Source organism: Streptomyces glaucescens, from assembly GCF_002154375.1.
Taxonomy (GTDB): domain Bacteria; phylum Actinomycetota; class Actinomycetes; order Streptomycetales; family Streptomycetaceae; genus Streptomyces; species Streptomyces glaucescens.
Genome location: NZ_MUND01001086.1, coordinates 1 through 1,025 on the forward strand (window position 1 = coordinate 1; position 1,025 = coordinate 1,025).

Consider the following 1,025-nt stretch of genomic DNA (forward strand, 5'->3'; position numbering starts at 1 on the left):
GTGGGGGTACAGGGGCAGTTCCTCGCGGCGGGGCGACCGGACGGCGCGGCCCAGCCGGTGGGGCACCTGCAGCAGCCGGTCCAGTCCAGCGGTGCGGCGGTTGACGTGTCCGAAGGTCATCGGGAGCGTGCCCGGGACGATCACCTTGGCGCAGTGCAGGCCGAGGCGGTCCCGCACCCCCGGCTCGTCCTGTGTGACGGCGATGACCTCCAGGCCCTCGCCGGCCAGTCGCTCCACGGCCCGCTCCAGCAGTGCCGCCAGGTCGGGCACCGGCTCGGGCGTCCCCGGCCACCGTTCGGACCACGGGGCCGGCGGGGAGTCGGCGCACAGGAAGTCGAGCCGGGGCTGTGCCTCGGGCAGGGTGCTGAGGCCGACGTGGTCGTCGAGATCGAGCACGAGGTCGGGCCGGTCGAGCATCGGGCGCAGCCGCTCCGGGTCCCGGGGGCCGCCGGGTGCGCAACGGCGGGCGGCCTCCTGGACGTTGGTCACCACCTCGGCCGCCGCCGAGCGGATCGCCACGCGGGGGTCGTGGTGGGCGCCGGCGGCCAGGAACGCGCGCGGTGCGTCGGGACGCGTGCCCGTATAGCGGCACAGCGAGACCACCGCGGGGACGCCCAGGTCGTTGGTGGCGTCGAACAGGGTCAGGCGGTAGCCCAGCAGCGCGGCGCGGTCGGCCAGCGCGGTGACCTCCGGGTCGTCGGCGGGTACCGCCACCCGGGGCAGCGGGGTCCGCGCGTACCAGGCCATCAGGAAGGCGTCGCGCTCCGCGACCTCGAACAGCCCGTAGAGCACCGCCTCCAGGGGGCTGTTGCCCAGTCCGCAGCCGTTGGAGGACTCGTACACCACACGGGGCCGGTGCGGCCCCGGCACGTCCCAGTACGCCACGTGCTCGGGTACCGCCAGCGCACGGCGCTCGGTGAGCGACCAGCCGTGCACCCAGTCGAGTTCCAGGTCCGGGGAGTACGGCACGGTCCGCCGGGCGGGGTGGCCGTCGAACTCCGGGTCGGGCAGGCCGAGGCGGACGG

General features: G+C 75.7%; 1 protein-coding gene. It reads right to left on the reverse strand.

Going from position 1 to position 1,025, the window contains the following annotated elements; genetic code table 11:
* On the reverse strand, positions 1-1,025 hold a 1,025-nt coding region (locus CCN42_RS40780; protein ID WP_211294914.1), incomplete at both ends, for a YcaO-like family protein.